The organism is Salinicola sp. RZ23, assembly GCF_003206675.1.
Taxonomy (GTDB): Bacteria; Pseudomonadota; Gammaproteobacteria; order Pseudomonadales; family Halomonadaceae; genus Salinicola; species Salinicola endophyticus.
On record NZ_PZJK01000004.1, the window covers coordinates 122047 to 145813 of the forward strand.

Here is a 23767-nt window from a genome sequence, read left to right on the forward strand (position 1 = left end):
GCGTGTGTATGCAACAGGCTCGCGAATTCGACTACATCATCATCGGCGCCGGTTCCGCCGGTAACGTGCTGGCCACTCGGCTGACCGAAGACCCCGAGGTCAAGGTCCTGCTGCTCGAGGCCGGCGGCCCCGACTATCGCTTCGACTTCCGCACCCAGATGCCGGCGGCACTGGCCTTCCCGCTGCAGGGCAAGCGCTACAACTGGGCGTTCGAGACCGATCCGGAGCCGCACATGGACAACCGCCGCATGGAGTGCGGCCGCGGCAAGGGCCTGGGGGGCTCGTCGCTGATCAACGGCATGTGCTACATCCGCGGCAACGCCCTCGATCTCGACAGCTGGGCCAAGCGCCCGGGGCTGGAGGCGTGGCGCTATCTCGACTGCCTGCCCTACTACAAGAAGGCGGAGACCCGCGATATCGGTGCCAACGACTTCCATGGTGGCGATGGCCCGCTCTCGGTGGCCACGCCCAAGGCCGGCAACAACCCGCTCTACCAGGCCTTCATCGAGGCGGGCGTGGAGGCGGGCTATCCGCGTACCGACGATCTCAACGGCTACCAGCAGGAGGGCTTCGGTCCGATGGACCGGACGACCACGCCCAACGGGCGGCGCTCGTCCACCGCGCGGGGCTATCTCGATATTGCCAAGCAGCGTGACAACCTGACCATCGTCACCCACGCCACCACCGATCGCATCCTGTTCGAGGACAAGCGGGCGGTCGGGGTCAACTATCTGCGCAAGAACCAGCCACAGCAGGCGCTGGCGCGCCGTGAGGTGCTGCTGTGTGGCGGTGCGATCGCCTCGCCGCAGATCCTGCAGCGCTCCGGCGTGGGCAACCCGGCACTGCTCGAAAAGCATGGCATCAAGGTGGTCCACGACCTCAAGGGCGTCGGCGAGAATCTGCAGGATCACCTGGAGATGTACATCCAGTACGAGTGCAAGAAGCCGATCTCGCTCTACCCGGCGCTCAAGTGGTACAACCAGCCCAAGATCGGGGCGGAGTGGATGTTCCTGGGCCAGGGTGTGGGCGCCAGCAATCAGTTCGAGGCCGGTGCCTTCATCCGCACCGACGACAGCGAGCCGTGGCCCAACCTGCAGTACCACTTCCTGCCCATCGCGATCAGCTACAACGGCAAGAGCGCGGTGGAGGCCCACGGCTTCCAGGCGCATGTCGGCTCGATGCGCTCGGAGAGCCGCGGCCGCGTGCAGCTCACCGACCGTGACCCCAGGAGCGCGCCCAGCATCCTGTTCAACTACATGTCCACCGAGCGCGACTGGGAAGAGTTCCGCGCCGCGATCCGGGTGACCCGCGAGATCATCAACCAGCCGGCGATGGACGAGTTCCGCGGCCGCGAGATCGCCCCCGGCCCTGACTTGCAGAGCGACGCCGAGCTCGATGCCTTCGTGCGCGAGCACGCCGAGACCGCCTACCACCCTTGCGGCACCTGCCGCATGGGCACCGGCGACGACGCCGTGGTGGATGCCGAAGGCCGCGTGCATGGCCTGGAGGGGCTGCGGGTGATCGACGCCTCGATCATGCCGATCATCGTCACCGGCAACCTCAACGCCACCACCATCATGATCGCGGAGAAGCTGGCCGACCGCGTGCGCGGCAAAACGCCGCTGCCGCCGGCCGAGGTCGACTACTATGTCGCCGATGGCGCCCCGGCGCGCAAGACGCCGGCACGCGCATCCTGATATCGCCGCGAGCCGGCTGCCCTGCCCCAAATCCCTACCCCAAAGCCCGGCCACGATGGCCGGGCTTTTTTGTGGCCGCAGGATCGCTGTGCCGAGGATTCTGTCAGCGTCGTCAGGTTGCGCATTTCGTGAACACTGTTCCGTTAGACTGCGAATCTGTTTAGCCTGTCACGGTTTGCGTCTACGCTTCTGGCGCAGGCTCGTCACGAACGCCGTCCAAGGATTGCCGCCGCCCATGTCGTCTTCGCCTACCCACCGCTCTCGCCATCCGCTGCGCTGGTTGCTGCTGCTTCTGCTGCTGGTCGTGCTCGCCGGGATCGCCTATCGCCTGTTCCTGAGCCCGGCGGACAAGGCCAACCCAGCCGCCGGCGCAGGCGCCCCCGCCACCGCGGTGTCGGCGGTCAGCGCTAGCCGCGGTGACCTGCCGCTGCGCCTCAGCGCCCTGGGTACGGTGCGCGCGCTCAATAGCGTCGATATCCGCACCCGGGTCGAGGGCGAGCTGACCGAGGTGGCATTCGACGAGGGCGATCGGGTGGAAAAAGGCCAACTGCTGGCGCGGATCGATCCGCGCGACTACCAGGCGGCGCTGGCCCAGGCCCAGGGCGACCTGCGCCAGAACCAGGCCCAACTGGCCTCGGCGCGGGAGGACCTGGCGCGCTACCAGAAGCTGATCTCCACCAACTATGTCTCGCGCCAGGAGCTCGAGCAGCAGCGCCAACTGGTACGCCAGTACGAAGGCACCGTGGCCGCCGACCAGGCGGCGGTCGACAGCGCCCAGGTGCAGTTGGACTACACCCGCATCACCGCCCCCTTCAGCGGCGTGGTGGGGATTCGCAACGTCGACCCAGGCAATATCGTGCAACTGGGTGACAGCGAGCCCATCGTCACCCTGACCCAGCTCGATCCGATCTCAGTGATCTTCTCGCTGCCCAGCCGCTACGTCGACACCATCCGCGCGCGCCTCGCAGCCGGCGAGCGTCCGGCGGTCAGCGTGACCGGCCCCGACGGCCAGGTCGTCAACGGCCACCTGACCAGCATCGACAGCCGCATCGACAGCGCCACCGGTACCATTCGCCTGCGCGCCACCCTGGACAATCCCAGTGGCGGGCTCTATCCCAACGGCTATGTCGATGTCAGCCTGGTCTCGCAGACCCTGCGCGATCGCGTGATCGTGCCCGAACCAGCCATCCAGACCGGTCAGAACGGCGACTACGTCTATGTGGTCAACGATGACGACAGCGTCAGCCGCCGCGACGTCGAGGTGAGCGCCAGCGAGGGGCACCAGAGCGCCATCGCCAGCGGTCTCGAGGCCGGCGAGCGCGTGGTGGTGGATGGCGTCGACAGCCTGCGCGACGGCGCCAAGGTACGCGTGGTCAGCGACGCCCTGCCGGGAGAGTCCACCGACGACAGCGAGAGCGGTGCGGCTATTGGCGGAGACAGCGACGGAGCGAGTGGCGGAGATAGTGGCGGAGATCGTGGTGATAGCGGAGGAGACAGCGCCGACACCAGCGCCACCCAGGCCGGGGCGGCCAAGGCCGCTCAGGCAGGAGGCGCGGACGGCAGTCGCTCATGAACCCCTCTCGCCTGTTCATTCTGCGTCCGGTCGCCACCTCGCTGATCATGCTGGCGATCCTGATCGCCGGCGCCCTGGCCTATCGGCTGCTGCCGATCTCGTCGCTGCCGGAGGTGGACTTCCCCACCATCCAGGTGACCACGCTCTACCCCGGCGCCGGACCGGACGTGATGCTCTCCCACGTCACCTCGCCGCTGGAGGATCAACTGGGCGAGATCGCCGGGCTCGAAGACATGAGCTCGACCAGCACCGGCGGCGCCTCGCTGATCACCCTGCGCTTCGGCCTCGATTCGGATCTGGGGGTCGCCGAGCAGGAGGTCCAGGCAGCGCTCAGCCAGGCCGAAACCCTGCTGCCGGACGATCTGCCGCGCCCGCCCAGCTACAGCAAGGTCAATCCCGCCGACGTGCCGATCATGACCCTGGCGGTGAGCTCCCAGAGCCTGCCGCTGACCCGGGTCTACGATCTGGTCGATACGCGCATGGCGCAGAAGATCGCCCAGATCAGCGGCGTGGGTCAGGTCAAGCTCGCCGGCGGCCATCAGCCGGCGATCCGGGTCAGCGTCGACGCGCGCCAGCTCGCCGCCCACGGCCTCGATCTGGCCGCGGTGCGCAGCGCCATCGCCGCAGCCAACGTCAACCAGGCCAAGGGCACCCTATACGGCCCTTACCGCGCCTATACCATCGACGCCAACGACCAGTTGCTCTCCGCCGCCGGCTACCGCGATCTGGTGCTCAAGAGCGACGCCAACGGCGTGCTGCGGCTAGGCGACGTCGCCGAGGTCGAAGAAGGGGCTGAAAACGCCTATCTCTCGGCGCGTGCCAACCAGGACGGCGCCATCCTGATCGACGTGCTGCGCCAGCCCGGGGCCAACGTGGTCGCCGTAGCCGACAGCATCAAGCGCGCGTTGCCGCAGCTCGAACGTACCCTGCCCGGCAGTGTCGACGTGCGCGTGCTCACCGACCGCACCACCACCATCCGCGCCGCGGTCAAGGACGTGCAGTTCGAGCTGATGCTGGCGATCGCCCTGGTGGTCATGGTCACCTTCCTGTTCCTGCGCAACCTGCCGGCCACGCTGATCCCCAGCCTCGCGGTACCGCTGTCGCTGGTAGGCACCTTCGGCGCCATGCAGCTGGCCGGCTTCAGTCTCAACAACCTCACCCTGATGGCGCTGACCATTGCCACCGGCTTCGTCATCGATGACGCCATCGTGGTGCTGGAGAACATCACCCGCTACATCGAGAAGGGGGAACGGCCGCTGGCCGCCGCCCTCAAGGGCTCGCGCCAGATCGCCTTCACCATTCTCTCGCTGACGGTATCGCTGCTGGCGGTGCTGATCCCGCTGGTCTTCATGAGCGGCGTGGTCGGGGTCCTGTTCCGCGAGTTCGCACTGACTTTGGCGATCTCGATCGTGATCTCGGCCTTTGTCTCGCTGACGCTGACCCCGATGCTCTGCGCGCGCTGGCTCAAGCACCGCCCGGAGGCCGTCGCGGAGAGCAACGACGAGGCGCTGGTCCGCGGCCGCCAGGGGCTGTTCGGGCGGGTGACACGCGGCTATGAGCATGCCCTCGACTGGGTACTGCGCCACCAGCGCCTCACCCTCGGCGTGGCCGTGGCCACCCTGGCGGTGACCGCGCTGCTGTTCGCGTTCACACCCAAGGGGCTGTTTCCGGTCCAGGACACCGGGGTGATCCGCGGCATCACCACCGCCACCCAGTCGACCTCGTTCCACGCCATGTCGACGCGCCAGCAGCAGCTGATCGACCGGCTGCTGGCCGATCCTGCGGTGGCGAGCCTCTCCTCGAGCATCGGCATCGACGGCACCAACACCACCCTCAACAGCGGCCGGGTGACGATCAACCTGAAGCCGCTGGGAGCACGCGACGACCTCGACACCGTGCTCACCCGGCTGCGCCAGGCGAGCCGCGGCATCCCCGGGCTGACAGTGGCACTGCAGCCGGTCCAGGATCTGACCCTGGAAGACACCATCAGCCGCTATCCCTACCAGTTCGCGCTGACCCAGGGCGACCGCGCCACCCTCGATGCCGACGCTGCCAAGCTGCTCGCCCGGCTGCGTCAGGCGCCGGCGCTGGCCGGCGTCTCCAGCGACGTGCAGAACGCCGGGCGCAAGCTCCAGGTGACCATCGACCGCGGCCGCGCCGGACGTCTTGGCGTCAGCGTCGCCGATATCGACGACGCCCTCTACGACGCCTTCGGCCAGCGCCTGGTCTCGACCATCTTCACCCAGGCCAGCCAGTACCGGGTGGTGCTCTCCGCCAACCACGCCGACAGCGACGGCCCGGAGGCGCTCTCGAGGCTCTACGTGATCAACGATGACGGTGAGCGCATTCCGCTGACCACTCTGGTCAGCCTGCACGAGACCACCACCCCGCTCTCGCTGCAGCGTCAGAACCAGTTCCCCTCGGCGCTGATGTCGTTCGCGGTGGCCGACAGCTACTCGCTGTCGCAGGCCTTCGCCGCGGTCGATGCCGCGGCAAGCGAGGACCTGAGCGCGCAGACCACGCTCAGCTATCGCGGCGCGGCGCTGGCCTACAACGACTCCACCGGCGACACCCTGTGGCTGATCCTGGCCGCCATCGTGACCATGTATATCGTGCTGGGGATTCTCTACGAGAGCTTCATCCACCCGTTGACGATCCTCTCGACGCTGCCCTCGGCGGCGATCGGTGCCCTGCTCGCACTGCAGCTGAGCGGCGGCGCCCTGGGCCTGGTCGCGGTGATCGGCATCATCCTGCTGATCGGCATCGTCAAGAAGAACGCGATCATGATGATCGACTTCGCCCTTGAGGCGCAGCGCGAACACGGCATGGCCCCGGCGCAGGCGATCCACACCGCGGCGCTGCTGCGCTTCCGGCCGATCATGATGACCACCTGTGCGGCACTGCTCGGGGCACTGCCGCTGATGTTCGCCAGCGGCTACGGTGCCGAGCTGCGTCAGCCGCTGGGGCTGACCATGGTCGGCGGTCTGCTCTTCAGCCAGCTGCTGACGCTGTTCACCACCCCGGTGGTGTACCTGTTCTTCGACCGCCAGGCGGCGCGCTGGCGGCGGGACGCGCCGGCCACGGCAGACGACGAGGGCGCGGCATGAGCCTATCGGCGCCCTTCGTCCGCCGCCCGGTGGCCACGCTGCTGCTGGCGCTGGCGGTGGTGATGCTGGGCTCGCTGGCCTATCAGCGGCTGCCGGTGGCACCGCTGCCCAATGTCTCCTTCCCCACCATTCTGGTGATCGCCAACCTGACCGGTGCCAACCCGGAGACCATGGCGTCGAGTGTGGCGACCCCGCTGGAGCGTTCGCTGGGGCGTATCCCCGGCATCACCCAGATGACCTCCAGCAGCAGCAACGGGTCGAGCCGAATCATCGTCCAGTTCGATCTCGACAAGGACATCAACGTCGCCGCCCAGGAGGTGCAGGCGGCAATCAACGATGCCCAGCCGCTGCTGCCCAGCGCCATGACAAGCCGTCCCCGCTACCGCAAGCTCAACCCTTCGGCAGCACCGGTACTGATTCTTTCGGTCACCTCCAACACCCTGCCCACCGGCGAGCTCTACCGCCTCGCCGATACCCAGATCGCCCCGCCCATCGCCCAGGTCCAGGGTGTCGGCGACGTCAGCGTCGGCGGCAGTTCATCGCCGGCGGTACGGGTGGCCCTCGACCCGCGTCGACTCAACCACGCCGGCATCACCCTTGACGCGGTGGCCGGGGCGCTGCGCGCCGCGACCACCCAGTCGCCCACCGGCTTCGTCCAGAACATCGACCACCGCTGGGAGATCGATACCCACTCCCAGCTGCTCGAAGCCAGTGACTATGACCAGGTGGTGATCAAGCGCGGCGCGGACGGCGCCACGGTGCGCCTGGGCGATGTCGCCAAGATCCGCGACGGGGTCGAGGATCGCTACAACGTCGGCTTCCAGAACGACCGCCCAGCGGTGCTGCTGGTGATCAGTGCGGCCAGCGGGGCCAATATCATCGAGACCATCGCCGGGGTGCGCGAACGGCTCGACAGTATCCGTGCGGCGCTGCCGGGCGACGTCGATCTCAGCGTCGAGCTCGACCGCGCACCGGGTATCCAGGCTTCACTGCACGAGACCCAGCTGACGCTGCTGCTGGCGGTGGTACTGGTGGTGCTGGTGGTGTTCGCTTTCCTGCGCAACGCCCGCGCCACCATCATTCCCAGCGTGGTGATCCCGGTCTCGCTGGTGGGCACCTTCGCCATGATGCGGGTGTTCGACTTCTCCCTCGACACCCTGTCGCTGATGGCGCTGATCGTCTCGATCGGCTTCCTGGTCGACGACGCCATCGTGGTGGTGGAGAACATCGCCCGCCACATCGAGCGCGGCGCACCGCCACTACAGGCGGCACTGGATGGCGCCCGCGAGGTGGGCTTCACGGTCACCGCCATGAGCGTCTCGCTGGTGGCGGTGTTCATCCCCTTGCTGCTGCTGGGCGGCTTCATCGGGCGACTGTTCCACGAGTTCGCGGTCACGTTGTCGCTGGCCATCGCGGTATCGCTGCTGGTCTCGCTGACGCTGACGCCGATGCTCTGCGCACGCTGGCTCAAGCCAGACCGCGGCCGCGAGCCACGCTGGTCGCGCGCGCTCGCCGGGTTCGGCCGGCGCTGTCTCGATCTCTACGCGCGCACCCTGGATATCGCGCTCAAGCACCGCCGCCTGACGCTGCTGTCGCTGCTCGGGGTGATCGTGCTCAACGGCTATCTCTACGTCGCGGTCGACAAGGGCTTCGTGCCGGAGCAGGACACCGGGCGCCTGCTCGGCACCATGCGCGTCGACCAGGCGCTGTCGTTCGACGCCGCCTCGGACAAGCTGCGCCAGGTGCGCGAACGTCTCAGCGCCGACCCCGCGGTGGCCAGCGTGCTCGGCTTCATGGGCAGCCGCGGCCCCGGACGCGGCGGCGCCTCGGCGACGCTCTTCATCACCCTCAAGCCACAGCGAACGCAGTCGACCCAGGCCATCGGCAATCGCCTGATGGCCGGACTGCAGGGGATGCCCGGGGTCAGCACCTTCATGTTTCCGCTGCAGGACATCCGCGTCGGCGGCCGCTCGACCAGTGCCTCGCAGTACGAGATCACGCTCAAGAGCGACGACCTGAATCTGCTCGGCCAGTGGTCGAAGAAGGTACAGACGGCAATGGAAGGGGTCGACGGCATCACCGCGATCGACAGCGACAATCGCGGCGAGGGGCAGTCGGCCAAGCTGGTAGTGGATCGCGCCCTGGCTGCGCGCCTGGGCGTCGACATGCGCAGCATCGACACCGCCCTGGGCCAGGCCTTCGCCCAGAGCAAGATCGCCAGCCTCTACGACGCCGACGAACAGCGCTACGTGGTGATGGAGGTGGCGGCACCCTATCGCCAGGGGCCGGCGGCAATCGGTGAACTCTATGTCAGCGGCAAGGACGACACCCTGGTGCCGATCTCCGCGTTCAGCCATGTCGAGCGCAGCACCACGCCGGTCAGCGTCAACCACCAGGGGCAGTTCGCCGCCGCGACGATCTCGTTCAACCTGGAGGATGGAGTCTCCCTCGGCGAGGCCACCGCTCGCATTCGCGCCGCCGTCGACGCGCTGCGCCCGCCCACCGCGATCCAGGTCGACTTCGAGGGCAGTGCCGGCACCTTCCAGAGCGGCATCGAGGCGATGCCGTGGCTGATCCTGGCCGCGCTGGTCACCGTCTATCTGGTGCTGGGCATTCTCTACGAGAGCTATATTCACCCGCTGACGATCCTGTCGACGCTGCCCTCGGCCGGGGTCGGCGCGCTGCTCGCCCTGATCGCGCTGGATACGCCGTTCACCCTGATCGCGCTGATCGGCATCATCCTGCTGATCGGAGTGGTCAAGAAGAACGCCATCATGCTGATCGACTTCGCCGTGATCTGCGAACGCGAGCAGGGCATGAGCCCGCTGGAGGCGATTCGCCACGCCGCCCTGGTGCGCTTCCGCCCGATCATGATGACCACCCTGGCGGCGATTCTCGGCGCCCTGCCGCTGCTGCTGGGCACCGACGAGAATGCCGCTCTGCGCGCCCCGCTGGGTATCACCATCATCGGCGGTCTGGTGGTCAGCCAGCTGCTCACCCTCTACACCACGCCGGTGGTCTATCTCTATCTCGACCGCCTGCACCGGCGCCTGCGCCCACGGCGTCTCGGCCACGAGCAGCACGCCTGACACGGCGCTATCCCGCCCCACCCCGGAGGGCGGGATAGCGACTAGCCCAAAAGGATAAGGCTCGCCACGCTAGCCAGCCGGCCCGGGATCCGCTAGTCTGAAAACCAAATTCAAACGCTCGTCTGAATTTGTGGGAGCGCCATTGGCCGCGTCACCCGAGGCCGGCACTCCTGACGTCTTCTCCTGCGGAGTTCGCCATGATCACACTGCTGCTTCTCGTTGCCGCCATCATCGGCTGTCTGGTCGTCATGCGCCGCGAGGCCGGTGCCCTGCCGGCCGTCGTGGTGCTCGCCGTTCTCGGCGTGCTGGGGCTGGTTTTCGATGCCGAGATCATCGGCGTCCTGCTGCTGATCGCCGCCGTCGGCGTCGCCGTCTGCGGGCTCAAGCCGCTGCGTCGGCTGTGGCTCTCGCCGCGCCTGTTCGGCGTGTTCAAGAAGATCGCGCCCAAGGTCTCGGAGACCGAGCGCGTGGCGCTGGACGCCGGCACCGTCGCCTGGGATGGCGAGCTGTTCAGCGGCCGCCCCGACTGGAAACGCCTGCTGGCGTTCGACAACCCCGGCCTGAGTGACGAGGAGCAAGCCTTCGTCGATCACCAGTGCGCGGTCGCCGCCGGCATGTGCAACGCCTGGGAGATCGCCCGCGAGCGCGCCGACATGCCCCCCGAGCTGTGGGAGTATCTGAAGAAAGAGCGCTTCTTCGGCATGATCATTCCCAAGGCCTACGGTGGTCTCGAGTTCTCGGCCAAGGCGCAGTCGGCGGTACTGCAGAAGCTCGCCTTCAACGAGACCCTGATGAGCACCGTCGGCGTGCCCAACTCGCTCGGCCCGGGCGAGCTGCTGCTCAAGTACGGTACCGAAGAGCAGAAGAATCACTACCTGCCGCGCCTGGCCGATGGCCGCGACATCCCCTGCTTTGCGCTGACCGGGCCGCGCGCCGGCAGCGACGCGACCTCGATCCCCGATGTGGGTATCGTCTGCCGCGGCATGCACGAAGGCAAGGAAGTGCTCGGCCTCAGGCTCACCTTCGAGAAGCGCTGGATCACCCTGGCGCCGATCGCCACCGTGGTCGGCCTGGCCTTCCGTATGTTCGACCCGGACAACCTGCTCGAACGCGGCGAGAGCGATATCGGCATCAGCTGTGCGCTGATCCCGCGTGAGACCGAAGGCATGCAGATCGGCCGCCGTCACCATCCGATCGGCAGCCCGTTCATGAATGGTCCGATCCGCGGCAAGGACGTGTTCATCCCGCTCGACTACCTGATCGGCGGTCTGGAAATGGCCGGCCAGGGCTGGCGCATGCTGGTCGAGTGCCTCTCCGTGGGGCGCTGCATCACCCTGCCCTCCGGCGCCGCCGGCACCGGGCGCTACGCGGTGGGCTGGACCGGCGGCTTCGCGCGTATCCGGCGCCAGTTCAACATCGCGGTGGCCGACATGGAGGGGGTGCAGGAGCCGCTGGCGCGTCTCGCGGCCAAGGCCTACATCTCCCAGGCCGCCGTGATGCAGACCGCCAACACCATCGACCATGGGGTCAAGCCGGCGGTGCCCTCGGCGATCCTCAAGAGCCAGCTGACCGAATTCCAGCGCGAGATGATGATCGACGCCATGGACGTGCATGGCGGCCGTACCGTGACCCTGGGTCCGCGCAACTACCTGGGGATCGGTTTCAGCGCCACGCCGGTGTCGATCACCGTCGAGGGCGCCAACATCATGACCCGCAACCTGATGATCTTCGGTCAAGGCGCCATCCGCTGCCATCCCTACGTGCTCGATGAGCTGGCGGCCAAGGACAGCAACGACTTCGCGGCCTTCGACAAGCTCTTCTTCCGCCACACCGGGCTGATCTTCGGCAATGCCGCGCGCGCCTTCACCCAGGCGCTGGGGCTGGGCCGCGCCGAGGTGCCGTTCGACTCCCTGGCCAAGCCCTATGCGCAGGAGGTGGCACGCCTCTCCTCCGCCTTCGGCCTGTGTGCCGACGCCGCCATGGCCAGCCTGGGCGCCAAGCTCAAGCAGCGCGAGATGATCTCGGCCCGCCTGGGCGACGTGCTCTCCAACCTCTATCTGCTCTCGATGGTGCTCAAGCAGTGGCACGACAGCGACCGGGTCGACGGCGAAGCCGCCCTGTTCCACTACAGCTGCCGCTTCCTGCTCAACCGCGCCGAGCAGGCGCTGGTGGAGCTCTACGAGAACCTCCCCAATCGCGCCCTGGCCCATCTGCTCGCCGGCGTGACGATGCCGCTGGGACGCCGCTGGCACAAGCCGCAGGACAGCCTGACCCGCGACATCGCCAAGGCGATCTCCACCGACACCGCGCTGCGTCACAAGCTCACCCGCAACACCTGGGACAGCTGGGAAGAGGGTCAGCAGGAGAACCCGCTGGCGCGCTACAACGCGCTGCTGGCCAACGCCGAGCGCGCCGAGAAGATCTACCGCACGCTGGCCAAGGCGCGGGCCAAGCGCGAACTGCCGGAAGCCGCGCTGCACCCCGAGCAGTGGATCGAGGCGGGTCTCGAGGCGGGCTTGCTGAGCGAAGAGGACGCTACCTTCATGCGCGCCCACGAGGCCGAGGTGCTGGAGATGCTGACGGTCGACGACTTCGACTTCGATGCCTTCACCAACCAGCAGCCGAACGCCAGCCACGAGCGCCAGACCCACACCACGCCGGCGTGAACGTGCGCCGGGGGCGCCGCCCCCGGCATCCCTCACACGCAAAGGCCGCGGCCTTTTTGCGTTCTGGGGACTGGGAGCAGGCAGAACGGGGTGACAGCGGATCTCGGCTGGCTACGGCTCCAGCACCTGCAGCTGGACTTCGGCGGTGCCGTCGTCGATCAACCCGAGCTTCTCGGCAGCCCGCTGCGACAGGTCGATGATCCGCCCGGCGACGAAGGGCCCGCGGTCGTTGATGCGCACGATGGCGCTGTCACCGGTGCTCAGATGCGTCACCTTGACCCGGGTGCCGAACGGCAGCGTCTTGTGCGCCGCGGTCATCGCCTGGCCGTCGTAGGGTTCACCACTGGCGGTCGGCCGCCCTTCGAAATAGGACGCGTAGTAGGTCGCTTCGCCGACCCGGCGGCGCTGGTGGGGCACCGGCTGAGGCTCACCCGCGTCTGTCATCACCGGACCCGGACCCTTGCGCTTGCCAGCAGCCTTGCCGGCAGCGCTGGTTGCCGCCGGTGCGGCATCCGACTGGGTGCCCTGGGGTGTGGCACAGCCCGCCAGCAGCAGGCCCACAGCGAGCGCGGCGAGTACAGACCGCAATCCGAGCACGGCCCGGGACGTCGGCGGCACAGAAGAGCGTGATGAGTGAGCACGTGATGAGTGAGCGCAGGGTGAGTTCGCGCAGCCTGGATGACCGCGAACTGCGCCGCCCGCGCGGGCGCGCACCAGGGAAACGGGACTAATGACCATGGGATGCGAGTCTCTCGGCAAGCGGGTCGCGAGGGTGGATCGCGATACGGCACGGATGACGGAAGCGGCGCTCATCATAACGGCCAAATAAGCAAAATCAGAGGAATGGCGGTCAGCGTGACCACCGCCGACAGCGGCAGCCCCAGCTTCCAGTAGTCGCGGAAGCGATAGCCTCCCGGGCCCATCACCAGGGTATTGGACTGATGCCCGATCGGGGTGAGGAAAGCGCAGGAGGCACTCACCGCCACCGCCATCAGGAACGGGTCGAGGGAGACCTGCATGCCGCTGGCCAGATTGGCTGCGATCGGCGCCATCAATAGCGCCGCAGCGGCATTGTTGATGACGTTCGAGAGCAGCAGGGTGAGCACGAACAGCGCCGCCAGGGTAACCACCGGCGGCCAGCCGCTGCCCGCGGACATCATGCCATCGGCGATCATCTGCGCCCCTCCGCTGGTCTCCAGCGCCTTGCCCAGCGGCAGCATCGCCGCCAGCAGCACGATCACCGACCCCTCGATCGCGTCGTAGCCTTCGCGCAGGGGCAGCACCCCCAGCGCCAGGGTGACCAGCGCCGCCAGCGACATGGCGATGGCCGCGGGCAGCAGATCGAACACCATGGCGACGATGGCCAGCGCGAAGATGCCCACCGACAGCCAGAGCTGACGCGGCTGCCCCAGCGCCAGCTTGCGACTGGCCAGCGGCAGGCAGCCCAGCGTCGAAAGGCTCTCGCTCAGGTTGTTCTCGTCGCCCTGCAGCAGCAGGACATCGCCGGGCTGGAAGCGCACCTCGCGCAGGCGCTGCTTGAGCCGGGTACCGTCGCGGGATACCGCCACCAGATGCAGGCCGTGCTGGTTGAGCAAGCGCAGCTGGGAGACGGTGCGATTGATCATCATCGAGTCGTTTCGCACCACCACCTCGACCAGTTGCAGCTCATCGGCATCGAGCCGCGGCCGTTCGGCATCATCGTCATCCTCGCCGCTGGCGCTGATACTCAACCCGGCCTTGTCCTCGAGCAGCTTGAGGTCATCCGGGCCCGCCTCCAGCAGCAGGATGTCGCCGGCAGCCAGGGGGCCGAAGAAGCGGTGGCCGGAGTAGCGCTCGTCGCCGCGCAGCACCGCCAGCACCGGCACCGGGTCGCCGCACACCTCCTGCAGCTCGCGCAGGCGCCAACCCACCGCCTTGGCGTCCTCGTTGACGTGCAGCTCGCTGAGATAGGCCGAGGTCTCGAACAGCTCGTCGGCGGAGGCCTGGCCCTGACGCTGCGGGGTCAGCCGCCCGCCCAGCAGGATCATGAAGGCGAACCCGGCCAGCGCCACCGCGCCGCCCACCGGGGCGAAGTCGAACATGCTGAAAGGGCCCTCGCCCTGCCCCGCGCGGAAGGCACTGATGATGATATTGGGCGGCGTGCCGATGAGCGTGATCAGCCCGCCCAGCAGCGAGCCGAAAGCCAGCGGCATCAGCAACAACGACGGCGAGGTGTCGTGTTCGCGGGCGACGCGCACCGCCACCGGCAGCAGCAGCGCCAGCGCCCCGACATTGTTCATCATCGCCGAGAGCAGGATCACCGTCGCGGTGAGTACCGTCAGCTGCCAGACCGGACGGCTGCCGGCCCTGAGCGTCTTCTCGGCGATCCAGTCGACCACGCCGGCATGCTCGAAGCCACGGCTCAGGATCAGCACTGCGGCGACGGTGATCACCGCCGGATGGCCGAAGCCGGAGAACGCCTCGTCGGCGGGCACCAGCCCCAGCAGCACGCTCACCAGCAGCGCCGCCATGGCCACCATGTCGTAACGAAAGCGCCCCCAGACGAAGGCGACCAGGGTCAGGAAGAGAACCGCGAAGACCCAGTAAGCATCCTGCATGGGTATGACTCCTTGTCGTGCACTGCTGCCCTCCCGGCACCAGGCTTGGTAGGCAAACTCCCTGCCGAGCCCGCCTGCAGCAGCGAAAAAGCCGGCAGCACCCAGAGGTGCCGCCGGCTTTTGCATCATACGACAATGTCACGTCGGCGACCGCTCGCCAACGATCGCGACACGGCTCAGGGGATCAGAATGGTCGACCCCGTGGTACGCCGCGCAGCCAGCGCCTCCTGGGCCTTGCCCGCGTCGGCCAGGTCGAAACGCTGGGCGATATCCACCTTGACCTTGCCACTCTCGAGCAGGTCGAACAGATCCAGGCTCATCTCCTCCAGCCGCTCGCGGGTATCGGTGTAGCCATGGAGGCTGGGCCGGGTCAGGTAGAGCGACCCCTTCTGGTTGAGAATGCCGATATTGACCCCCTCGACCGCGCCGGAGGCGTTGCCGAAACTCACCATCAGCCCGCGCGGGGCGAGGCAGTCGAGCGACGTGATGAAGGTATCCTTGCCCACCGAGTCGTAGACCACCGGCACCATGGCCCCATCGGTCAGCTCGCGTACCCGCTCGGCCACGTTCTCCTCGCGATAGTTGATCGTGGCCCAGGCGCCGTTGCGCTTGGCCAGTTCGGCCTTCTCGTCAGAGCCCACGGTGCCGATCACCTTGACGTCGAGCGCCTTGGCCCATTGGCAGGCGATAGAGCCGACGCCGCCGGCCGCAGCATGGAACAGGATCGTCTCGCCACCCTCGAGGGGGAAAGTCTGGCGCAACAGATACTGCACCGTCAGCCCCTTGAGCATCGACGCCGCGGCGATCTCGAAGGAGATATCCTCGGGCAGCTTGACCACTTTCTCCGCCGGCAGCACGTGCAGCTGCGAGTAGGCGCCGAGTGGCCCCTGGGCATAGGCGACGCGGTCACCGACAGCAAGGTGGGTCACGCCTTCGCCCACCGCCTCGACCACCCCGGCCCCTTCGGTGCCCAGCCCGGACGGCAGCGACGGCGCCGGATAGAGCCCGGTGCGGAAGTAGATATCGATGAAGTTGAGGCCGATGGCACGGTTCTCGATGCGCACCTCGCCCGCCTGGGGTGCCGCCGGTTCGAAGTCGACATACTCGAGCACCTCGGGGCCGCCGGTGCGAGAAAACTGAATGCGCTTGACCATGAACTGTCCTTGTGGAGAAACGGGTTGAGCTGGGCGTACTTGGCGTGCGTGGGGGTATTGGACGAGACGAACCGAAACCCTATCGATACCTCAGTCCTGTCCAATACCTCATCCAAGCGCCATTCGCCAGCCGGGTCAAGCCATACGCCGCGAACGGCCCATCCGATGTCCCCGTGCTCGGCCCGCTCGAAGGGGTCAGATCACACTCTGGGGAAAACGCTCGAGGGCGGCGACGAAGCGCTGCTTGTAGGACTCGAAGGTCTCCGGATCGGCCTTGAAGGTCTTGACGATACCTTCGCCATCGAAGCGCACCACGCCGGGCAGTTTCCCCGCCTGCGGCTCCGGATGCCGCGGCGCGAGACCGACACGCATGCCGCCCTCGGCATCGATCCAGCGAGTGATGCCGCAGTCACGGAAGAAGCGTTCCGCGTCGGCGTCGCTGGCGAGCACACGCAGCGGCGCTTTCTCGGCGAGCAGACGGATCAGGCGCGCGCTGTGCTCGCTGTGACCGTCCCCCTGGGGTGTCGAGACCATCGCCAGCTCCATGCTGCGCCCCTCGGTGTCGGCGGACACCAGCGCCAGGCTCAGCACCTGGCGTGCCTCGTCGGTCAGGGCGAACAGCCGTGCGGCCTCCTGCTCGAACAGCACACCCAGGGTTCCGGCGAAGGTGACCAGCGGTGCCAGACCCGCCTCACGGCCATAGACATTGGCGCACAGCTGGGCCAGGCACGCCTCGCGGCTCTCGGGATTCTTCACATGAACGACTTTCATCGGACTCTCCGCACGCATCGACTCGACCCCACCCGCGCTGACAGCAGAACAACAGACGGGACACGCCGCTGGCGTGTCCAGCGGACGCGGGCAGGCAAAAGCGCGCAGCCTAGCATATTCCATCGCCGCGGGCGCGCCGCCACCGCTACCCTCGACCTCAACTCCGGGGGCGCGCGCGGCTCAAGGGGCAGGACTGGCAGTAGGCCACCGGGCAGGCGGCACGGTAATAGAGGCAGCAGCTGCGCCGATAGCGCACTTCGACGCCATCCGAGCGGCGGATCTTGGCGTGATGGAAACGCGCCAGCGGGTTGACATCGATGCCGAACAGCTCGGGGTCGGCATCGAGCAGGAAACGGTAGTCCGCCTCGCAGCGCTGGCGTGCCGCGGCGTCGACCTGCGTGCCGTCGAGCTCGACCAGGCGGCGTTCGTAGAGCGAGTAGACCCGCACCGCCAGGTTCTCCCACAGCATGCGCGGCGGCACCCCACCCACCTCGCGCAGGGTCTGCCACAGCGGCGTGATCAGCCCGGCGAACAGCTGCGTCAGCAACTGGCGACGCGAGCGCTCCCGCGCCGCCGGCGACCAGGTCTGCAGTCGCAGCGAGCGCAGCGGCAGTGTCGAACGCCACGCCTGTCCGTCGTGACGGACATCGACCAGGCAGTTGGCCGGCGCCAGATCGAGCCCACGATCACACACCGACAGCAGATAGAGCGGCGCGCCGGTGAACAGAAAACCCAGGCGCTTCGACAGCAGCGAGGCGGTGGTCCGCCGGTCGGGGGAACCGAGAGTCGGCCCTAGACGTGCCAGCAGTTCATTGCAGCGCAGGGGATCGGAGAACGCCGCCACCGACAGGGCCGACACCCCCGCGGCATCCGCCGACTCGAGGCACAGGGCCCCATGCAGATAGTGGCGGTGCTCGGCCGCCACCGACGCGCACTCCAGGTGTCCCAGCGGGTCCCGCGCCGCTGCCGGCATCATCACGCCGCCCCCTTGCCGAATGGAATGCATAGCGGCGTATGGAAGAACGGATCCTCGATCACCCGACATTCGAGCTGGAATATCTCCTTGACCCGTTCCCGGGTAATCACCGCCTGAGGCCGACCCTGGGCATGAACGCGGCCCTCGCGAATCGCCACGATATGGTCGGCATAGCGGCACGCCAGATTGAGATCGTGCAAGACCATGACAATGGTCTTGCCGGCATCGCGGTTTAGGCTGACGAGTAACTCCAGCACCTCCATCTGATGGGTCAGATCGAGAAACGAGGTGGGCTCATCGAGCAGCATCAGCGGCGTGTCCTGGGCCACCGCCATGGCGATCCAGGCACGCTGACGCTGGCCACCGGAGAGCGTCTCGACGCGCTGCTCGGAGAGGTCATCGAGGCCGGTTCTTAACAACGCCTGCTCGACGGCGCGTTCATCGCCTTCGGACCACTGCGCCAGCCAGCTCTGATGCGGATGACGCCCCAGCCCCACCAGTTGACGCACGCTGATGCCCTCCGGTGCCACCGGGTGCTGCGGCAGTAGCGACAAGGTCCTGGCCACCGCCTTGGTCGGCCGCTGCCGAATGTCCTCGCCCTCGAGAGCGACCTGACCCTGCCACGGCGTCAGCAGCCGAGCCAATGCTTTCAATAGCGTACTCTTGCCGCAGCCGTTGCTGCCGACCAGCACCGAGATGCGCCCTTCCGGCAGCTCGAGCGACAGCTCGCGCAGGATGGCCTGACGCTGGTAACCCAGCGTGAGTCGGTTCGCAGAGAGAGTCGCCATGGCGTCAGCGTGCCTGCTTCATCATCAACCCCAGAAAGAACGGCGCCCCGATGGCCGCCACGAAGAGTCCCGCGGGCAGATCCAGCGGCGGAAACAGCAGCCGCCCGGCAAGATCTGCCGCCATCGTCATGCTAGCGCCGACCACGATCGCCATTGCGATCTGCGCCGCCCCCGGCTGGCGCAACAGGCGTCTCGCCACATGCGGTGCCACCAGTCCGACGAACGCCATCGCCCCGCCCCAGGCCACCGCGATACCCGCCAACCCGGCTGCCAGCAGAATCAGCAGCGTGCGTGTCCACTGTACCCGCACCCCGATACCCACCGCCAAGCCGTCGTCCAGCGGTGCCAGCAAGGCAAGACGCACCAATGGCATCAGCACCACGAGTGCCACGCCGAAGCAAGCCGCCAGCCACCCGACATCGGACCAGTTGCCGCCATAAACACTGCCGGTCAGCCATACATAGGCCGACAGTGTGGTCGTGAGCGGACTGGACACCAGCACGAACGTCGTCACGGCACTCAGCAACGTCGATAGTCCGATGCCCATCAGCACCAGCCGCAGCGGCGTCGTGCCTCCCCGCCAGGCTGCCAGCATGACCAGCAGCACCGCGAGCAGCGCCCCCAGGGCCGCCGCCAGCGGCATCCAGGCGCTGCCGACATCGGCGGCCAGGAATACCAGATAGCCGACCGCCAAGGTCGCGGCGCCGGCGGTCACGCCCAGGGTGTCCGGCGAAGCCAGCGGATTGCGCATGACCTGCTGCAGCAACCAACCGGAGAGCGCCAGGGCCGCCCCCACCAGCGCGCCCAACAGCGCCCGCGGCAGGCGCAGCTGCCACAGGATCAGGCCAGCGCCGCTACCGGGCGAGCACAGTGCCGCCAGCCACTGCGGCGCAGACAGGGCGGCCTCGCCGAGAGCCAGCGAGGCCAGCAGAATCAGCAGCGCCACCAGCAGTGCCGCCGCCACCCGGCGCCACGCTCGCCAGACGACGACCCGTGACAAGCGGCCAAGACGCAGCACGCGAGCCTCACCCATGGCGGCCCCCCTGGCGACGCACCAGTGCCATGAATACCGGCGCCCCGAGTAGCGCCGTCATCACGCCGATGGGCACCTCCCGGGGCGGGATGAGGGTTCGCGACATCACGTCCGCGACGAGCAGCAGCGCAGCCCCCAGCAGCGCCGCCAGGGGCAGCCAGTGGCGATGATCCGGCCCTGCCAGACGTCGCGCCAGGTGCGGCACGATCAGCCCGATGAAGACGATATTGCCCGCCATCGCCACCGCCGCGCCCGCCAACAGCACCACACACACGACCGAGATCAGCTGCAGACGCCACACCGAGACCCCGGCGCCGAGTGCCACCGCCTCGCCCGCCGCCAGCACGTTCCACTGCCGCAGGCAGGGCCAGCACGCCAGCAGCACCGCCAGCGTGACCAGCATCAGCGGCCAGACCTGCGTCAACGGCCGGGCCGCGACCGACCCCGCCAGCCAGAACAGCATCGCATCCAGCCCCTGCTGATCGATCACCAGCAGCGCCTGACTGAAAGCATGGAACAGCGCACTCAACGCGGCACCGGCCAGGATCAGTCGCAGCGGCCCACTCGGGGCCGCTGGACGCATGGCAATCGCCCAGACCGCCAAAGCCGCCAGGGCCGCGCCCGCGAAGGCCCCGCCGCTCGCCAGCCACCCTGGCAAGCCGCTCCCCAGGGTGGCCAGACAGACCACCACCAGCAGCGCACCGGCGTTGACGCCGAGCAGCCCGGGTGAAGCCAGGGGATTGCGGGTCAGGGTCTGCATGATACCGCCGGCCACGCCCAACCCTGCGCCTACCGTCAGCGCCACCAGGGTGCGGGTCATACGGGTGGTGCGAATGAGCAGGTCATCGACATCGGTCGGCGACGGCGACCACAGCGCGTGCCATACCTGCAGCGGGCTGGACCAGTGACCACCCGCCATCAGGCTCACCACTACGGCGATGGCCAGCCCGGCGACAGCCAGCATCGTGCGCGGGCTCATGCCGAGGCCTCGCTGGTATCCAGCCAGGCATCCAGGTCATCGAGCATGCCGAATACGCCCAGGATGCCCCCGGAGAGACTCCAGGCTACCGGGTCGACCTGCCAGACACGTCCCTGACGCACCGCCGCCAGCCGCTGCCAAAGTGGATGCGCACGCAGACGCCCATAGTGCTCGCGCGCGGGCCGGTCGCGGGGCTGCAGCAGGAAGAAGACATCGGCATCGATCGCCGGCAGACTCTCCACGCCGCCCAGTCTCAGCACCACCCCGGGCTGCTCCTCGACCTGTCGGGGCCAGCGAAACCCGAGCTGGGTCAGCACCGAGCCGCCAAAGCTCGGTGCCAGATAGCTGCGAATCTCACCGGCCCTGATATCGAGCAGCGCCACCGTCAACGGCCAGCGCGCGCCGAAACGCTGCTGCAGTCGTGCGCGCAGTGCCGCCATGCGCGATGCCAGTACCCGATGCAGGTACTCGCCCCGGGCCTGGCGATCGAGTGCCTGCGCCATCGTCTCGAGGGTATGTCGATAGTGGTAGATATCCTCCAGCATCGTCAGCGGAGCCAGCGCCGACAGCAGCGGAGCGATGCGCTGATGACGGAAACGCGAGGCGACGATCAGATCCGGTTCCAGCAGTGCGATCCGCTCCAGGTTCGGCTGCGTCTCCAGCCCCAGGAGCGAAGCCTGGGCCAGCGCCGAGCGCAGGTAGGGGTAGATCGGTGGGTCCTGCCATGACAGCACGACCCCGACCGGTACCACGCCGAGCGCCACCGCGGTATCGGTGGCCCCCTGGAACAGCGTGACGATCCGCTGCGGACGGTGCGGCCTGCGTGCCTCTTGCTGGCGCGCCATGCCGGCTCGCGCCAGCGTCGGCATGGCGCCCAGTGCCAGCGCCCGGGCCATGAAGTCACGACGTTTCATCGCGAATCCGCATTATCACTCGGCACGCCACCGTGGCTGATAGGGGTCGGCATCAAAAGTCCACGCTATAGCCCAGGGTCAGAGTCCGCCCTCGCCCGGCGAAGTAGCGTTCGTTCATATAGTCTGCATTGGGACTGTCCAGCGCACTCTGCGAGTAGTAGGTGATGTACTGCTTGTCGAAAAGGTTGGCCACGGCGAGATTCAACTGCCCCACCGGTAGCCGGTAGCCGACGGCGGCATCGACCAGGGTGTAGCCATCGAAGTCGGTGTCCCAGCCATTGCGACTGCTGTCGAAATCCTTGTCGAAGGCGTGATCGATCTGTACGAACGACGTCCAGCGCGGAGACCAACGGGCACTCCAGCTCGCGACCAGCCGGTCCGGCGCCACGTTTAGCCCATTCAACTTGGCATCCAGGGTGCCATTGTCGTCACTGTCATAACGCCCCTTCATGTGGGAGTAGGCAAGGCGTGCGCTGTGCCGGTCGTTGAATCGATAGCCGACAGACGCCTCGACGCCCTCGATCTCGGTCTTCTCTCGCTGCATCACGAAAGCGTCGTTACGGGTCGTCAGGCGCGTGCCATAGTCGGAAGACGACACGTAATAGCTCAGCTCGGCGTTGAGGCGGCCATCGTCATAGCGCACCCCGGTCTCGATATTGTCGGTCACGATCGGGCGCAGATTCTCGAAGCTGTCGACCGACTGTCCTGGCGTGTCGATACCGCGCAGCACGCGGCCGACATCGGGAATGGCAAACCCTTCGGAATAGCTGGTGAACAGGCTCCAGTGCTTCACCGGTCGCCATACCACACCGGCGTTGTAGAGCGTCTCGTCGAAATCGGGGGAGCCGCCGTCGACCCGTACGCCATTGTTGGCGGCCACCGTGCGGTAACTGTCGATATCGAGCTTGGCGTATTCGTAACGCGCCCCCGCCGAGAAGGTCAGCGACTCGATCGGGCTGAAGTCGATCTGGGCGAACGGTGATAGATCGGTGTATTTCACCTTCGGCACGTAGGTGCGATCGGTGCCCCACAGATACTGCTCGGTATCGTCGCGCATGGCGTCGAAGCCGAAGGTGAGCTTGACCCGGTCATCCCACAGCCCCTCCTTGGTCAGCGAGGTCTTGATGCCGTACTTGGTGGTCTCGGCCATGGTCTGGTCGTAGAGCGTTCCGACCGGCGCAATCGCGGGATCCTGGAAGGTGCCGGAGTTGGTCGCCCCGAACAGTGACTCGTAATCCTGATAGAAGCCCAGCACATTGAGATGCATGCCGGCGAGATCGTAATCGTCCCAGGTGACGCCGGTGGTCCAGACACTGTTGAAGGGCGCCGAGCCTTCTGGATCGCCGCGGCGCGAGGTCGTGGGGACACCGGCGTTGCGATCGCCCAGCACGCCGACATAATCGTTCTGCCCCTCGATGCGATAGCGATTGACACTCAACTGCAGGCGCCGGTCGTCATCGAACCAGTAGGCGATCTTCCCGAATACATCGTAGGCACGGGAGTTCATCAGATCGCCCTGGGTGTTGTCGACGCCGATAGCGTTCCCCTTCCCATCCAGGAACAGCCCCTGATCCTCGTAGCTCAGCGAGAACAGGTAGTCGACCGGCCCGCGATTGCCGCTGACACCGTAGTTGGTGCGGTAGCTGTTGGTATCGCCATCCAGCTTGGAGGTCGGCGTGGTGAGCTGGGCCTCGAAGTGCTGATTGAGCGAGCCCGGCTCGGGGCGTTTGGTGATCAGGTTGATCACCCCGCCGGCGGCGCCCAGACCGTTGGTGGCGTTTGCGCCCTTGATCACCTCGATATGATCGATCATCGAGAAGTCGATGGTATGCAGCTCGCGCCCCGTGGGGCGCAGCGGGTTGGACTGCGGTATGCCATCGATCATCACCAGCGGCGTACGTCCGCGCAGGGTCTCGCCACTTCCGCTCATCTTCTGGCGCGGCGGTGAATAGTCCGGCAGCAGGTTGCTGAGTATCTCGGAGGAGTCGGAGGTGATGCGTCGCTGCTGCTCCAGCTCCTGGCGTGAAATCACCCGGATCACCTGCGGGGAGTCCTGCTGTTCGGTACCCGAGCGCGTGGCTGTGACCACCATCGGTTGCTGATCGGTACTGTCTGCCATCACCCCCGGCGACGTCACCAGTGTCGCTAGTGCGCCCCAGGTCATGACGGTTCCCTTTGATCTCATGTCTCGCCTCTTGTTGTCGATCTTGTCGGGTCGCCAGGTGCTCCCGCCAGCACCCCGCCGTGAACGCCGGCGGATTATTGCAAATGAAATGCATAACTATCAACGAATAAGAATCATTTGTTTTTGAGCGAGCCGACATCACCCTCCCCGGCTGTGTAAGCGAGCAACGCGAAAGACCGCCCGGAAATAATCCGCGCGCCGTCTTGACGCCGGCCGCGGCGTGGACGAAGGTCAAGCC

General features: G+C 67.2%; 15 protein-coding genes. 5 read left to right on the forward strand and 10 right to left on the reverse strand.

Annotated elements, in window-relative coordinates:
• Positions 1 to 8: 8 nt before the first annotated feature.
• The 5 genes from betA to DOM67_RS03375 all read left to right on the forward strand — a co-directional run bounded on the left by betA (position 9) and on the right by DOM67_RS03375 (position 12132).
• On the forward strand, positions 9 to 1697 hold the full coding sequence (gene betA, locus DOM67_RS03355) for a choline dehydrogenase (protein WP_110674257.1): 1689 nt from the start codon (positions 9 to 11) through the stop codon (positions 1695 to 1697).
• Between the two features lie 235 nt (positions 1698 to 1932).
• A complete protein-coding gene (locus tag DOM67_RS03360; RefSeq protein WP_157958783.1) occupies positions 1933 to 3270 on the forward strand; it encodes an efflux RND transporter periplasmic adaptor subunit in 1338 nt (445 codons plus the stop codon).
• The gene (locus tag DOM67_RS03365; RefSeq protein ID WP_110674259.1) at positions 3267 to 6377 is read left to right on the forward strand and encodes an efflux RND transporter permease subunit; all 3111 of its coding nucleotides are present in this window, start codon (positions 3267 to 3269) and stop codon (positions 6375 to 6377) included. The genes DOM67_RS03360 and DOM67_RS03365 overlap by 4 nt, the downstream gene beginning before the upstream one ends.
• Entirely contained in the window at positions 6374 to 9466 is a 3093-nt protein-coding gene (locus tag DOM67_RS03370) for an efflux RND transporter permease subunit (protein ID WP_110674260.1), read from the forward strand. The genes DOM67_RS03365 and DOM67_RS03370 overlap by 4 nt, the downstream gene beginning before the upstream one ends.
• A 197-nt stretch (positions 9467 to 9663) precedes the next feature.
• Entirely contained in the window at positions 9664 to 12132 is a 2469-nt protein-coding gene (locus DOM67_RS03375; RefSeq protein WP_110674261.1) for an acyl-CoA dehydrogenase, read from the forward strand.
• 111 nt (positions 12133 to 12243) lie between these two features.
• On the opposite strand, the gene DOM67_RS03380 is transcribed toward DOM67_RS03375, so the two are convergent.
• The 10 genes from DOM67_RS03380 to DOM67_RS03425 form a co-directional block, all read right to left on the reverse strand.
• Complete coding sequence (locus DOM67_RS03380) at positions 12244 to 12720, reverse strand: septal ring lytic transglycosylase RlpA family protein (protein WP_232825119.1); 477 nt, start codon at positions 12718 to 12720, stop codon at positions 12244 to 12246.
• Positions 12721 to 12944: 224 nt separating this feature from the next.
• Entirely contained in the window at positions 12945 to 14729 is a 1785-nt protein-coding gene (locus DOM67_RS03385; protein WP_110674262.1) for an SLC13 family permease, read from the reverse strand.
• Positions 14730 to 14905: 176 nt separating this feature from the next.
• Entirely contained in the window at positions 14906 to 15883 is a 978-nt protein-coding gene (locus DOM67_RS03390; protein WP_110674263.1) for an NADPH:quinone reductase, read from the reverse strand.
• Between the two features lie 195 nt (positions 15884 to 16078).
• A complete protein-coding gene (locus DOM67_RS03395; protein WP_110674264.1) occupies positions 16079 to 16654 on the reverse strand; it encodes a hypothetical protein in 576 nt (191 codons plus the stop codon).
• Between the two features lie 157 nt (positions 16655 to 16811).
• Positions 16812 to 17630: an IucA/IucC family C-terminal-domain containing protein gene (locus DOM67_RS03400; RefSeq protein WP_157958784.1), complete on the reverse strand. Its 819-nt coding sequence runs from the start codon at positions 17628 to 17630 to the stop codon at positions 16812 to 16814.
• Positions 17630 to 18418, reverse strand: coding sequence for an ABC transporter ATP-binding protein (locus tag DOM67_RS03405; protein ID WP_110674266.1), 789 nt, complete (start codon positions 18416 to 18418; stop codon positions 17630 to 17632). The genes DOM67_RS03400 and DOM67_RS03405 overlap by 1 nt, the downstream gene beginning before the upstream one ends.
• A gap of 4 nt (positions 18419 to 18422) precedes the next feature.
• Positions 18423 to 19451, reverse strand: coding sequence for an iron ABC transporter permease (locus DOM67_RS03410; RefSeq protein ID WP_110674267.1), 1029 nt, complete (start codon positions 19449 to 19451; stop codon positions 18423 to 18425).
• Complete coding sequence (locus tag DOM67_RS03415) at positions 19444 to 20430, reverse strand: iron ABC transporter permease (protein ID WP_110674268.1); 987 nt, start codon at positions 20428 to 20430, stop codon at positions 19444 to 19446. Before DOM67_RS03415 ends, DOM67_RS03410 begins: the two co-directional genes overlap by 8 nt.
• Positions 20427 to 21344 carry an iron-siderophore ABC transporter substrate-binding protein gene (locus tag DOM67_RS03420; RefSeq protein ID WP_198651712.1) on the reverse strand — a complete coding sequence of 306 codons (918 nt, stop codon included), beginning with the start codon at positions 21342 to 21344 and terminating at the stop codon, positions 20427 to 20429. The genes DOM67_RS03415 and DOM67_RS03420 overlap by 4 nt, the downstream gene beginning before the upstream one ends.
• A 52-nt stretch (positions 21345 to 21396) precedes the next feature.
• Entirely contained in the window at positions 21397 to 23529 is a 2133-nt protein-coding gene (locus DOM67_RS03425; RefSeq protein ID WP_198651713.1) for a TonB-dependent receptor, read from the reverse strand.
• Positions 23530 to 23767: the final 238 nt, after the last annotated feature.

Coding starts and splice junctions, on each gene's coding strand:
- DOM67_RS03415 (WP_110674268.1), bottom strand. CDS start 20,430: ATGAGCCCGCGCACGATGCTGGCTGTCGCCGGGCTGGCCATCGCCGTA.
- DOM67_RS03410 (WP_110674267.1), bottom strand. CDS start 19,451: ATGGGTGAGGCTCGCGTGCTGCGTCTTGGCCGCTTGTCACGGGTCGTC.
- DOM67_RS03365 (WP_110674259.1), top strand. CDS start 3,267: ATGAACCCCTCTCGCCTGTTCATTCTGCGTCCGGTCGCCACCTCGCTG.
- DOM67_RS03420 (WP_198651712.1), bottom strand. CDS start 21,344: ATGAAACGTCGTGACTTCATGGCCCGGGCGCTGGCACTGGGCGCCATG.
- DOM67_RS03385 (WP_110674262.1), bottom strand. CDS start 14,729: ATGCAGGATGCTTACTGGGTCTTCGCGGTTCTCTTCCTGACCCTGGTC.
- DOM67_RS03370 (WP_110674260.1), top strand. CDS start 6,374: ATGAGCCTATCGGCGCCCTTCGTCCGCCGCCCGGTGGCCACGCTGCTG.
- DOM67_RS03395 (WP_110674264.1), bottom strand. CDS start 16,654: ATGAAAGTCGTTCATGTGAAGAATCCCGAGAGCCGCGAGGCGTGCCTG.
- DOM67_RS03405 (WP_110674266.1), bottom strand. CDS start 18,418: ATGGCGACTCTCTCTGCGAACCGACTCACGCTGGGTTACCAGCGTCAG.
- DOM67_RS03425 (WP_198651713.1), bottom strand. CDS start 23,529: ATGAGATCAAAGGGAACCGTCATGACCTGGGGCGCACTAGCGACACTG.
- DOM67_RS03375 (WP_110674261.1), top strand. CDS start 9,664: ATGATCACACTGCTGCTTCTCGTTGCCGCCATCATCGGCTGTCTGGTC.
- betA (WP_110674257.1), top strand. CDS start 9: ATGCAACAGGCTCGCGAATTCGACTACATCATCATCGGCGCCGGTTCC.
- DOM67_RS03390 (WP_110674263.1), bottom strand. CDS start 15,883: ATGGTCAAGCGCATTCAGTTTTCTCGCACCGGCGGCCCCGAGGTGCTC.
- DOM67_RS03360 (WP_157958783.1), top strand. CDS start 1,933: ATGTCGTCTTCGCCTACCCACCGCTCTCGCCATCCGCTGCGCTGGTTG.
- DOM67_RS03400 (WP_157958784.1), bottom strand. CDS start 17,630: ATGATGCCGGCAGCGGCGCGGGACCCGCTGGGACACCTGGAGTGCGCG.